The sequence below is a fragment of the Rahnella sp. BCC 1045 genome, assembly GCF_019049615.1.
Taxonomy (GTDB): domain Bacteria; phylum Pseudomonadota; class Gammaproteobacteria; order Enterobacterales; family Enterobacteriaceae; genus Rahnella; species Rahnella contaminans.
Window position 1 is genome coordinate 24,681 of record NZ_JAFMOZ010000122.1, and the last position, 12,076, is coordinate 36,756.

The window sequence follows — 12,076 nt, forward strand, 5'->3', positions numbered from 1 at the left end:
TATCCTTTATTTATTTTTTGGCAAGCCAGTGTGTAATGGGGAACCGAATGACAGGCCGTCTTTATCCGAAACAGAAAGCCGTTCATTGCGGAGTTTCAAGAGAACCCGTAATGCAGAGATGACAAAAATAAGGGCCAGCGCCACCAGAAGGACAGGCAACATGACAGCCCAAAAACGGTAAGTATCCTGATAAGTTTGCATCTGTTGCAGCGCGTCAGAAACGCTCTGCTGATACGCGCCGCTCACCTGCCAGTTACAGTCGGACGCCGCCGCCGTAGGATGGCGCGCCGTGACGGTGCGCGGAGATTGCAGGCCGCTGCCTGAAAGCGTGATCACTTCGTCGGCCTGCGCGCTGGCCCCCAGCAAAACGCCCTGCGCCACGGAAACCTGAACGTTACAGTGAAGCGTCCACGCCGCCTGATACGGCCCCGGATGCTGCGCCGGATCCAGCCCGATGGGGATACGGTTGCCGTACAACGCCACCACCGCATCGAGATCCAGAATCGCCGGTGCGCCCGGCGGCGAATACGTACTTTTAACCGTCCATTCATCCGCTGGCATTCCGGCCTGGCTGCCCGCCGTTGCCGCATCCGCAGGCAGGTTAATCAGGGTGGCACCGCCGCTGGCCGTTTTTACACTCAGCTGATAACCGTTTCCGGCCACCGGCAGAAGTTGTAACTGCCCCGCAGCGTCTTGCGCGTCATTGCTGACCAGCGGCGCGGTATCCGGCACCTGAAGCGTAAAAGTGGGATAAAACAGCAACAGAGAAATGGCCGCCAGCGCCAGTACTGCGGCGGACGCCAGCAAAGTGCGGGCAGCAACTTTTGGAGAAGGACGACGGTTTGCGGGCCAGTAAATCATCACAGTGACAATCGCGATGTAGAGCACCCAGCCAAAAGTTTCAATCAGGTTCGGATCGGCAGGAATGCCCAGAACGCCGGTGATCAGCGCCGAACGAACCGTGCCCGGCGGCACCAGCCAGGAGAGATCGGCAACGCGCTGCTGCCCGATGTTGAGCCAGCCCGCTTCGTGCGCGGTCATCAGTGAGGTAATAATCAGGCCACCGGCGACGAAAATCAGGAACAGGCCGGTGAAGCGGAAGAAACGGGAAAGGTTGATGCGGATGCCGCCGTAATAAATCCCGCAGCCGATAAATACCGCCACCAGCAGGCCGATAACCGCCCCGGCGGCAGCCCAGGCCGCCGACTGCGCCACCGAGAAAGTAGCCAGCAGGAAGACGCTGGTTTCAAAACCCTCTTTAAGCACGGCCAGAAATGCCATGCTCGCCAGCGCCCAGGCGCCCGACTGGCTGATCGCCTGCGCGGCCTCGCTTTCCAGCTCTTTCTTCATGTTGTGGGCGTGTGTGTTCATCCACAAAATCATGCCGGTGACGAAGAAGACGGCAACGCCGCCAATCACCGATTCCATCCCTTCCTGCCCCGCCTGCGGCAGCGCGCGTTCGGTCAGATCCAGCGCCACACCGACCACCACAGAAAGCACCACGGCAAGCACCACGCCGACCCACATCGCGGTCAGACTTTTGCCATTCTTACGGAGAAACGCCGCAATGATCCCGACGATAAGCGCGGCTTCTAAACCTTCACGAAGTCCGATAATAAAAGTGGCTAACAAAGGGCTGACTCCGCGGCAACAAGAAGCATTATCAATTATTAATGATAATTGATATCAGTTGCCCGAACAGGAAGGAAGAAATGGAGTATGAGGATTTGCAACAGAGTAATGTGAAATTAAGAATATGGTGTAAAGAGTGCTTTATTTGTAACCAAATAATAAACAGAGAAGAAAAACGTCAAAGTGAAGGTAGCGGTGCAGAAAATTATCGTTCACATTCAGGCCAACGTCATGCCTGACTACGGCGTCTGAGGCTGATGATTTGTTGTACAGATTCCCGCAACGTAATGGTGCGGAAGATATCCCGCATCATCGACACATCCGCCATTAAACCGCGCAGCCAGCCCATTTTAGCGGCTTTGTACGGGCTGATAACGCCCTTCCAGCTGACCACCTGTACGCGAAATCCGGCGGCGATCCACAACCGGTTGATCCAGACTTCCAGCCCGAAATGCGGCAAAGCGCGGATTTCGTCCAGCCGCGTTGCCATCAGTTCGCGCGCAAACACCCGCTCGCCGGAAATATAATCCAGCCCGATACACCGCCAGATCCACGGGCTGTTGCGCCTCAGACTGATAGTCACATCCGCCTGATTTTGTATTACCGGCTGAACCAGCCGGGTGATATCACACTCGTTCAGCCCCATGAGATCGGCATCCAGCATCAGCAGATGGCTGCCCCTTGCGGCCGCAATGCCTTCCGCCACCGCGTGGCTTTTACCCTGATTTTTTGCCAGCCTGACCACGCGAACGCCCTTTTCCCGCGCCACGTTTGCGGTGTTATCCGCTGAACCGTCATCCACCACGATAATCTCAAACAGCAAGGGATGGTTGCGCACGACATCCAGCACTTTGCCGATACGCGTCGCTTCATTACACGCCGGGATAATGCAACTGACGGTGATCATTCTTTGCTCCTCATCCACATGATGCCCGCGGCAACCAGCACGATAAGCAGCCCGAGCGAGACGTACAGGATCCAGTTGTTCACCTGCGCGATGATGTCGCCGAACATCCAGCCGATCGCCAGCAGAAACAGGCTCTTTGGAATGGCGGCGATGATGTTGTAGAACAGAAACGGGATAAGCGACATCCGCGCCATGCCCGCGCCGGTCAGCACCAGCGCTCCGGCGGAATGGGTCAGCTTGGCTAACACCAGCAACCGCCCGCCTTTGCTGTCAAAACTGCGCACCATCTTTTCCAGTCTGGGCTGCGTCAGCCCCAGACGCGCCAGCCAGCCGGGCGGTTGTCCGTCCGGCCCGATCACCCAGCGCCCCAGCGAGTAAAAAAGAATATCCCCGAGAATTTCTCCCGCCATCACCACGGCGAAGATGACGGATAAACTGAAATAGTTGAGGCGGACAAAATAACCGGCAAGCACCGTCACCACCGGCCCTTCGATAATGGCCAGCGGCGTCAGAAACAGCAATCCGTGCGCTTTAATCAGTGATTCAAGGGTTTCAAGAGCAAACATACGGTCCTTATTTTCCCGGCGACTGACTCACAGGCACGGGTTGTTTTTTACCTGATAGTTTTATTTTACCGGTTAACGTTGTTCCACCGGCGAGGCGTTTTTCGCCTGAAGGATTGCCGCGCCAGGTAAAACCGCGCCCTGCCCAGCACCCTAACCACAGCGCGGGCATCATGATATCCCGCAGACACATCGCCAGAATATCCCTCAGCTGATGCGGCCAGCCGAGCGCTTTTGCCAGCGCCCATTCACCGCCAAACCACAACACAAACAGCGCTGGCGGTGCGAACAGCGGCAAATCACCGGCGGCGGTCAGCCAGGTGACGGCGGCCAGCGCGGGCAGAAAACCCATAATAATTTCGGGCACGAACAGCCAGAAAAATCCGGCACGACGGATACGCGCCCAGCGTAATTGCCTGCTCCAGACCGCGTCCAGCGTGCGATGCCCGACGGGCTGGGCAAAAGGCTGCGCCGGTAGACGCACTTTCAGCCCGGCGCGTCTCACCAGCTTGGTTGAGGCCACGTCTTCCGCCATTTCACTGCCCAAGGCCGCCATGCCGCCGCCATTATCGAGCACCTCGCGCCGCCAGCACAGCGTTTTCCCCTGTGCAAAACCGTTACCGAGAAAATCAGACAGATACTGCCAGCGCGCCTGATGCGTGTTGAGCATTGCGGCTTCCACCGCGCCCCAGATATTTTCCGGGCAAATGCCGGTCGCAGGCGAACTGACCATCCCGGTTTTCGCATCAAAAGTATTTACCAGCGAACGCAGATAATCCGGCGGTAAAAGCAGGTTGCTGTCCGCCATCGCCACAATACCGGCAGTGGTGTTTTCCCACGCTTTGTTGAGATTGTTCACCTTCGGATTCGCCGATATTTTGTCATCACCGGTCAGCAAACGCGCACGCTGATGCGGATATTCCGCGATCAGTTTTTCCACCAGAGGGATCACCGGATCAAACCGCGAGGCCACGCAGAACACAATTTCGTAACCGGGATAATCCTGATGAAAGCTGGAACGCAGCGTTTCCTCTTCAAAGGCGTTAAGCCCGCACAGCGGCCGTACCAGTGCGATAAATTCTGAAGTTTCCCGGGTTTCATCCCGCCGGACGCCCCGGTGCATTCGCCAGTAAGCGATTGCCAGAGAGGTGAATTGCAGCGTAATCAGGAAACCGCCAAAGGTGGCGGTTAATGCGGTGCTTAAAGCCATGATGATGCCCCTTCATTTTTTAAGCGCTGGCGTGATGTGACCGGTGATTTCCGGCGGTCAGCACCGTGAGAAAACAGGCAAAACGATTACGAGGTAATAATCATCCTAGAGACGTTTCATTAAGGTTTTCTTAAAGCGGGCTTTCGGGGTGCATGAATGTCGGCGTTTGCCGTAAAGAAATGTTTTTATTATCTGTTATTCGGAATTTTCTTAATGGCACCGATAAACTGAAATATTTCCGCAGTAATCTGTTCATCTTTATCGTGACCGGATCTGTCAACATGGAACGCTCAGGCTATTTGCAAAGACAATTTACGCCCAGTTCCCGTTCTTTAACTGCCCGGGAATTGTGTATTGATGTCCCCTTTGTCACCCCGGAAAGTGACAATCTGAAAGTGATGGAATTATTCACCCGGCACCATTCGCTGATCAGCCTGCCCGTTATCGAGGACAACCGTCCGTTCGGCCTGATCAACCGTCATATCTTTCTTTCCCAGATGGCCCGCCCTTATTTTCGCGAACTGTATGACCGGAAAAGCTGTATCGCGTTTATGGATAAGCATCCGCTGGTGATTGATTCAGAAAGTACGCTCGATGAACTGGCGCAGAAGATGGTGGAGTCCGGCGATCGCTCGGTAACGGACGGATTTATTCTGACCACCGGCGGCCATTACATCGGCATGGGGCTGGGGATCGACGTCATCAAAACGGTGTCGAACGTCCAGACGCAGCAGCATCAGCAAATCATGCAAAGCATTGAGTATGCGCGCGTGATCCAGGAATCGATGCTGAACAAGTCACATAAAACGCTGACGGCGCAGCTCAAAGACTGGAGCCTGGTGTGGCAGCCCCGGGATCTGGTGGGTGGCGATTTTTATGCGTTTCATGAAGTTGAGGGCGGCTGGCTGTTGTTTGTCGCTGACTGCACCGGCCACGGCGTGCCGGGCGCGTTCATGACCGTGATCCTGTCGTCGGCGCTGGATAAGTCCTTGCAGGAATGCCCGGCCAACCGCCCGGATTTACTGCTCGGCCACGTGAACCAGTTTATCAAACAGACGCTCGGTCAATCCGAAGAGTCGAATCAGACTTCCACATCCAACGACGGCTGCGATGCGATGGCGGCGTTTATCGATCCGCAGGATCCGCGGCTGATCTGGGCCGGTGCGCGCCTTTCCGGTTTCCTGTTACCGGCCGCAGGCGAAGACGCGGTGGCGCTGAGTGCCGACCGGATGGGGGTGGGGTATACCGAAACGCCCGCTGATTACCGCTGGACGCTGCATGAAACCCCGCTCAATGCGCAGGATTTACTGTTTATTTATACCGATGGCCTGACCGATCAGGTTGGCGGTAAACGCAACATCATGTTCGGGAAGAAAAAGGTGAAAACGCTGCTCGAACAGCACCGTTTAGCGCCCGTGCCCGAGCTGTCGGCAGCGATGATGCAGGCCTATCTCGACTGGCAGGGCAATCAGCAACGTCGCGATGATATGACCTTTTTAGGTTTTCGTTATTGTGGCCTCAGGGGCCGGCAACCGTAGAGTTTATTTATGACCAGCGAACCCGTTTTTACCGGACCGTTCAGTGCGCCGCATTACGACGTTGTGGCATTGCAGTACACCGGATTTTTCTCGCAAAACAATATTACCGCAATGGGCGAAGTGATCCGTTTGTATCTCGAACAGCATGAATCTTCCTCCAGCACCCGCCGCAAACTGTTTTCCACCTTTATTGAGATGGTGCAAAACATCCTGCGTTACTCCTCTGACAGCCGTGCGCTGGCACGTGCTGACGACGAGATGCGTTTCGGATCTGTCACGCTGGGCATTGATAATGGCCGGTACGTGTGCGAAAGCACCAACCTGATCCGTCCGGAAGATATTGTGCGGCTGCGCGAATATCTGGAGACGATCAGAACCATGAGCGCCGACGAAATCAAACTCACCTATAAAGCGTCGCTGCGTGCGGAAAGCCCGGTGTGGAGTAAAGGCGCCAACATCGGCCTGCTCACCCTCGCCCGCGATGCCAGTGAACCGCTGGAATTTACTTTTCATCAGGTGGAAGCCTCTGAACTGTCCACTTTTCATCTGAAAGCCATAATCTAAAAAGAGCGCATCACTATGAACAATATCAGCATCCCTGCGACTTCCTGCACGCCGGAAGTTGAATTTGATTTTGATGGCCGAACTCTGTCGCTGGCCGGTGAATCTTATCCGGAAAATGCCGCGGCTTTTTATCGTCCGCTGATCACCGCCCTGGAAAACTTTGTGCCTGCGCAGTCTCAGGGCACCGGCTCGCCGCTGACGCTCCACGTCGCGCTGAGTTACTTCAACAGCTCCAGCACCAAAATGCTTTTCAGCCTGTTAAGTGCGGTGAACAACGCCGCTGCCGCCGGGATCGCCACCACGCTGCACTGGTATTACGACCCTGAGGATGATATTTCCGAAGAATTCGGCCAGGAACTGAGCCTTGATTTCCCCGCCATCGCCTTCCACCTCCACGCGGAAAGCTACCATGACGAGCTTAGATGAGTTATTCACAGCAGAAAGCGCCATCCTGCAAGACAACCGTGAACTGGCGGAAACGCAGGGGCTGGATGCAGAAGTTTACCGCGACGCACTGGTCAAACTGACCGCGCATTATCAGAAGATCATGAACGAATCTTACCGCCTGATCCGCCGCAGCGACCGCGCAGAGCGGGATCTGAACCAGCTCAACGAACGGCTGGAATATGAGGCCACGCATGATCCGCTGACCCGGGTTTATAACCGCAGCGCCATCATTGATCAGATTACGAAAGCGCTGAACGCGGGAGAAGCCGGGCTGATTTTGCTCGATATCGATCACTTTAAGGCGATTAACGATCAGTACGGACATCCGGCGGGCGATGCGGTGATATGCGGGTTGATCCGGCGCATTGAGCAATCCGTGCCGGAGCTGGGCAGTATCGGACGCGTCGGCGGCGAGGAGTTCACCATCCTGCTGCCACGCTACACCAAAGCCCAGTCGGTGATTGTCGCCGGTTATATTCACGCGCTGCTCAACGCGTCACCGCTGGATTTACTGCCAAATCAGCTGGTCACGGCGAGCCTGGGCGTAAGCTGGGGAAAGCAGAACAGCAGCTTTGATACGTTGTACAACGACGCCGACGCGGCCATGTATGAAGCGAAAAGACGCGGCAGGAACCGGGTGCATTGCGGATAGTCCGGGCGCGGGATTGCAGATAAAAGCGTGAATGCAGAAAGCCTGCATTCACCTTTTTTTGGCCTTACACTTTCTTAAATTCGAGGCGTTTGATTTCGCCGACCACCAGCAGATAGCAGAGCATGGACATCAGCGCAGAACAGCCAACGAAAATCAGCGCACTGTTGAATGAATGCAGGTTTTTCACCAGATAACCAATGAGCAGTGGCGTGACGATAGAAGCAACGTTACCGAAGATATTAAATATCGCACCACACATGCCGATCATTTCTTTCGGTGCGGTATCGGCAATCACCGGCCAGCCCAGCGCCCCGAAGCCTTTGCCGAAGAAGGCCAGCGCCATCAGCCCGACCACCACCACATTATTGTCGGTGTAGTTACACAGAATAATTCCGGACGCCAGGATCATGCCGCACACAATCGGAATTTTCCGCGCTGCGGTTAATGAAAAGCCGCGTTTGAGCAGATTGTCCGACACCACGCCGCCCAGAATACCGCCGCAGAAACCGCACAGGGCCGGAACAGAGGCAATCAGGCCGACTTTCAGAATCGACATGCCTTTTTCCTGCACCAGATAAATCGGGAACCAGGTCAGGAAGAACCAGGTAATAGTGTTGAGGAAATACTGGCCGAAGAAAATGCCTAACATCATTCTGCTGCTCAGAAGCTGGCGGACGTAATTCCATTTAGGGCCTTGTTTGCCCTGTTTGGATTTCGTCTGATCCATATTCACCACCGCTCCGCCCTGCTCGATATATTCCAGCTCGCTGGCTGAAACACCGGGATGGTCAAGCGGGTTACGGACAAACTTCACCCAAAACAGCGTCAGCACAAAGCCAATCACGCCCATCACCACAAACACGTTTTCCCAGCCCCAGGCGTAGGTCAGCCAGCCGAGAAAAGGCGAGAAAATGGCGAGCGAGAAATACTGCGCCGCATTGAAGATGGAAGACGCCGTGGCACGTTCCTGCGTCGGGAACCACGCCGCCACCATGCGGGCGTTGGCCGGAAACGCCGGGGCTTCTGCAAAACCTAACAGGAATTGCAGCAGGAACAGCGACCCCACGGCGTATGCCACCGGGAACCAGCCGACAAAGCCCTGCACCAGCGTGAAGAACGACCAGAAAAACAGGCTGTAAGTATAGACTTTGATGGTGCCAAACCGGTCAAGTAGCCAGCCGCCGGGCAGTTGCATCAGCAGATAAGAAATTCCAAATGCTGAGAATATCTTGCCCAGATCGACAACGTCTAATCCCAGATTTTTAGACACTTCCGTTCCCGCGATAGATAATGTCACGCGGTCAGCATAATTAACGGCGGTAATAATGAAAATAATCAGCAGAATAATGTAACGGACATGCGTCTTTTTATTTCCTGACGCCACAGATTCAACACTCATGTTATCCCTCTCTGTAAAATTTTCCGGCGTCAGCACGCTTTGAAATAATCTCAGTCAACGTGTGAAATGCAGAAACCGGAGGTTTTCTATCCCTGTGAAAATAAAAAATCCTTTTGGCAGTTTTTGGGTAAATAACGCCCTTAATTCACCCGTATTGTTGACGCAATGATTGTGATTTAAGGCTACCTTCAGAGGGTTGAATCAGTATAAGAAAGGAAAATAGAAATAACACTGTGCAGACGCCCAAGGATCCGCGGGGAATTTTCTTATTTCACATTGCACTCTCACATTACGATAACGTTGAAATAACACTCTTTTATCGATTACCGGCCACACTTTAAAAAGAGTGACGCAAGTCACAGTTCATATTTCATATGCCAGAAAACTTCCGGCATTCACCGTACAAAGCCGGTCAGTTGCACAATGGGAAATCAGAAACTTTACTTTATAATCGTCCTTATTAACCCGTATTCATTGACGATATGTGATTCCCCTTTCAGAGAATAACGTTAACCCTGTTTAGTGCTGCATAAATAAGAATTCACTGCTGTGTTCTTTAATATCAGCTAAGCAATCTTAACAAAAAGTGCGTTATAAATGAAAAAATCAGGCCCGCAAAAAAGATTCTCTGCGGGCCTGCTTTTCTGTTTACCTTTTATTACTACGTCTATTCGTTACGGTTTTGCACCCGCCACGGCTTCTTTCGCCAGCTGGGTAATACGCGCGTAATCGCCGCTTTCCAGCGCGTCTGCCGGAACCAGCCATGAACCGCCGATGCACAGCACGCTTTTCAGCGCCAGATAATCCCGGTAGTTCGCCGGTGAAATGCCGCCGGTCGGGCAGAAACGCACCTGCGGGAACGGGCCGCCAATCGCCTGCAACGCTTTCACGCCGCCGCTGGCTTCTGCCGGGAAGAATTTGAATTCACGCAAACCGTGATCCAACCCCAGCATCAGTTCGGACACGGTGGAAATCCCCGGGATCAGCGGAAGGGTTCCGGCCGTTGCGGCCTTCAGCAGGTCATCCGTCAGACCCGGGCTGATCGCAAACTGCGCGCCTGCGTCGGTGACGTCTTTCAGCTGCTGCGCATTCAGCACGGTGCCCGCGCCGATAATTGCGTCCGGCACTTCGCGGGCAATCGCACGGATCGCGTCCATCGCGCAGGCGGTGCGCAGCGTGACTTCCAGAACGCGAACGCCCCCGGCGACCAGCGCTTTCGCCAGCGGCACGGCATGTTCGAGTTTATTGATGACAATCACCGGCACAACCGGGCCAGATGTCAGGATTTGTTCAGCGCTTGTTTTCCAGTTTTTCATGTTCTTTTTCTCTTATCTCACGTCTTCGACGCTAAAATTTGATGCAGCACGCGCCCTGTTCCGCGCCGGAAAGCTGGCTGCGCAAGGCACCGAAAAGCTCACGGCCACAGCCGGTATGTTCGGCACTCAGATCCGGCTGGTACGCAGTGCGTTTCGCCAGCCCGGCGTCATCCACCAGTAACGCCAGCTCGCCGGTGCGGCCATTCACGCGGATGATGTCGCCGTCCTGCACTTTCGCCAGCATGCCGCCGGTATACGCTTCCGGCGTAACGTGGATGGCAGACGGCACTTTGCCGGATGCGCCGGACAAACGGCCATCGGTGACCAGCGCCACTTTAAATCCGCGATCCATTAAAACGCCGAGCGGCGGCATTAATTTGTGTAACTCCGGCATGCCGTTGGCCTGCGGCCCCTGAAAACGCACCACCACCACGCAATCGCGGTTAAGTTTTCCAGCTTCGAACGCAGGCACGATGTCGTGCTGGCTTTCAAAGACGACGGCGGGCGCTTCGATAATCTGGTTATCCGCAGGCACCGCCGAGGTTTTCATCACCGCGCGCCCCAGATTGCCGGACAACACTTTGGTGCCGCCGTGATGTTCGAACGGCGCGCAAATGCTGGCGATCACGTTTGTATCCAGCGAGCTTTGCGCCCCTTCGCGCCACGCCAGTTCACCGTTATCCAGCCACGGTTCCTGCGTGTAACGCTCCAGCCCGAAACCGGCGACGGTGCTGACGTCCTGATGCAACAAGCCATGATTAAGCAGTTCGCGCACCACCAGCTGCACGCCACCGGCAGCCTGGAACTGATTGATATCCGCCGGGCCGTTCGGGTAAATGCGGCACAGCAACGGCACGGCGTCGGACAGTTCAGAGAAATCATCCCAGTTAATGATAATGCCCGCCGCGCGTGCCATCGCCACCATGTGCATGGTCAGATTGGTGGAACCGCCGGTCGCCAGCAGCGAAACAATCCCGTTCACCACGGTTTTCTCATTCACCATCTGCCCGAGCGGCTGAAAGTTACCGCTGGTTTCGGTCAGACGCGTCACCTGACGCGCCGCCGAATCGGTCAGCGCGTCGCGCAATGCGGTGTCCGGTGGCACAAATGACGAGCCCGGCAGATGCAGGCCCATCACTTCCATCACCATCTGGTTGGTATTGGCCGTGCCGTAAAACGTGCAGGTGCCGATACCGTGATACGACGCGGCTTCCGCTTCCAGCAGCGCCTGACGATCGACTTTGCCTTCGGTGTACAGCTGGCGAACGCGCACTTTTTCTTTGTTCGGCAAACCGGTACTCATCGGCCCGGCCGGAATAAAGACCGCCGGAAGATGCCCGAATGACAGCGCCGCCATGACTAATCCCGGCACGATTTTGTCGCAAATCCCGAGGTACAGCGCGCCGTCGAACATGTTGTGCGACAGGCCAATGGCGGCGGACATCGCAATCACATCGCGACTCATCAGCGACAGCTCCATACCGTCCTGCCCCTGCGTGACACCGTCACACATTGCCGGCACGCCGCCCGCCACCTGCCCGACGGCACCGACTGATTTCAGCGCCTCTTTCAGGCGCTGCGGGTAATGCTCGTAAGGCTGATGCGCGGAGAGCATATCGTTGTAAGCGGTGATAATCGCGATGTCGCTGCGAACCAGATTTTTCAGGGCGTTTTTCTCATCCGGCTGGCAGGCCGCAAAACCGTGCGCCAGATTGCCGCAGGCCAGCTGCGCACGGTGAACCGTTTTCGAACGGGCAGATTCCATACGCGCCAGATAGGCTTCGCGGGTCGGGGCGGAGCGTTCAATGATCCGCTGCGTGACGCGCGAGACTGTTTCGTTAATCATTT

Annotated in this window: 11 protein-coding genes; 4 read left to right on the forward strand and 7 right to left on the reverse strand. The window is 55.3% G+C overall.

Annotated features, from left to right (window positions below):
• Positions 1-6: 6 nt before the first annotated feature.
• From efeU to J1782_RS10490, 4 genes are all read right to left on the reverse strand, one after another.
• Positions 7-1,632 carry an iron uptake transporter permease EfeU gene (gene efeU / locus J1782_RS10475; protein ID WP_217153111.1) on the reverse strand — a complete coding sequence of 542 codons (1,626 nt, stop codon included), beginning with the start codon at positions 1,630-1,632 and terminating at the stop codon, positions 7-9.
• A gap of 229 nt (positions 1,633-1,861) precedes the next feature.
• Entirely contained in the window at positions 1,862-2,539 is a 678-nt protein-coding gene (locus J1782_RS10480; protein WP_217153112.1) for a glycosyltransferase family 2 protein, read from the reverse strand.
• A complete protein-coding gene (locus J1782_RS10485; RefSeq protein WP_152327152.1) occupies positions 2,536-3,105 on the reverse strand; it encodes a DedA family protein in 570 nt (189 codons plus the stop codon). The genes J1782_RS10480 and J1782_RS10485 overlap by 4 nt, the downstream gene beginning before the upstream one ends.
• 7 nt (positions 3,106-3,112) lie before the next feature.
• Positions 3,113-4,312 carry a ceramide glucosyltransferase gene (locus J1782_RS10490; RefSeq protein WP_217153113.1) on the reverse strand — a complete coding sequence of 400 codons (1,200 nt, stop codon included), beginning with the start codon at positions 4,310-4,312 and terminating at the stop codon, positions 3,113-3,115.
• A gap of 281 nt (positions 4,313-4,593) precedes the next feature.
• Between J1782_RS10490 and J1782_RS10495 the strand changes: the two genes are divergently transcribed.
• The 4 genes from J1782_RS10495 to J1782_RS10510 are packed head-to-tail and all read left to right on the forward strand — an operon-like array spanning position 4,594 to position 7,513.
• The gene (locus tag J1782_RS10495) at positions 4,594-5,850 is read left to right on the forward strand and encodes a SpoIIE family protein phosphatase (protein WP_217153114.1); all 1,257 of its coding nucleotides are present in this window, start codon (positions 4,594-4,596) and stop codon (positions 5,848-5,850) included.
• A 9-nt stretch (positions 5,851-5,859) separates the two neighbouring features.
• On the forward strand, positions 5,860-6,414 hold the full coding sequence (locus tag J1782_RS10500; protein WP_217153115.1) for a SiaB family protein kinase: 555 nt from the start codon (positions 5,860-5,862) through the stop codon (positions 6,412-6,414).
• A gap of 15 nt (positions 6,415-6,429) precedes the next feature.
• On the forward strand, positions 6,430-6,840 hold the full coding sequence (locus tag J1782_RS10505; RefSeq protein ID WP_152327148.1) for a DUF1987 domain-containing protein: 411 nt from the start codon (positions 6,430-6,432) through the stop codon (positions 6,838-6,840).
• On the forward strand, positions 6,824-7,513 hold the full coding sequence (locus J1782_RS10510) for a GGDEF domain-containing protein (RefSeq protein ID WP_152327147.1): 690 nt from the start codon (positions 6,824-6,826) through the stop codon (positions 7,511-7,513). The genes J1782_RS10505 and J1782_RS10510 overlap by 17 nt, the downstream gene beginning before the upstream one ends.
• A 64-nt stretch (positions 7,514-7,577) precedes the next feature.
• Here J1782_RS10510 and J1782_RS10515 read toward each other — a convergent pair whose 3' ends face one another.
• From J1782_RS10515 to edd, 3 genes are all read right to left on the reverse strand, one after another.
• Positions 7,578-8,912, reverse strand: coding sequence for an MFS transporter (locus J1782_RS10515; protein WP_152327146.1), 1,335 nt, complete (start codon positions 8,910-8,912; stop codon positions 7,578-7,580).
• Positions 8,913-9,586: 674 nt separating this feature from the next.
• Positions 9,587-10,228 carry a bifunctional 4-hydroxy-2-oxoglutarate aldolase/2-dehydro-3-deoxy-phosphogluconate aldolase gene (locus J1782_RS10520; RefSeq protein ID WP_152327145.1) on the reverse strand — a complete coding sequence of 214 codons (642 nt, stop codon included), beginning with the start codon at positions 10,226-10,228 and terminating at the stop codon, positions 9,587-9,589.
• Between the two features lie 31 nt (positions 10,229-10,259).
• Positions 10,260-12,074: a phosphogluconate dehydratase gene (edd, locus tag J1782_RS10525; protein ID WP_217153116.1), complete on the reverse strand. Its 1,815-nt coding sequence runs from the start codon at positions 12,072-12,074 to the stop codon at positions 10,260-10,262.
• Positions 12,075-12,076: the final 2 nt, after the last annotated feature.

Coding starts and splice junctions, on each gene's coding strand:
- J1782_RS10505 (WP_152327148.1), top strand. CDS start 6,430: ATGAACAATATCAGCATCCCTGCGACTTCCTGCACGCCGGAAGTTGAA.
- J1782_RS10495 (WP_217153114.1), top strand. CDS start 4,594: ATGGAACGCTCAGGCTATTTGCAAAGACAATTTACGCCCAGTTCCCGT.
- J1782_RS10480 (WP_217153112.1), bottom strand. CDS start 2,539: ATGATCACCGTCAGTTGCATTATCCCGGCGTGTAATGAAGCGACGCGT.
- J1782_RS10520 (WP_152327145.1), bottom strand. CDS start 10,228: ATGAAAAACTGGAAAACAAGCGCTGAACAAATCCTGACATCTGGCCCG.
- J1782_RS10510 (WP_152327147.1), top strand. CDS start 6,824: ATGACGAGCTTAGATGAGTTATTCACAGCAGAAAGCGCCATCCTGCAA.
- J1782_RS10500 (WP_217153115.1), top strand. CDS start 5,860: ATGACCAGCGAACCCGTTTTTACCGGACCGTTCAGTGCGCCGCATTAC.
- J1782_RS10490 (WP_217153113.1), bottom strand. CDS start 4,312: ATGGCTTTAAGCACCGCATTAACCGCCACCTTTGGCGGTTTCCTGATT.
- edd (WP_217153116.1), bottom strand. CDS start 12,074: ATGATTAACGAAACAGTCTCGCGCGTCACGCAGCGGATCATTGAACGC.
- J1782_RS10515 (WP_152327146.1), bottom strand. CDS start 8,912: ATGAGTGTTGAATCTGTGGCGTCAGGAAATAAAAAGACGCATGTCCGT.
- J1782_RS10485 (WP_152327152.1), bottom strand. CDS start 3,105: ATGTTTGCTCTTGAAACCCTTGAATCACTGATTAAAGCGCACGGATTG.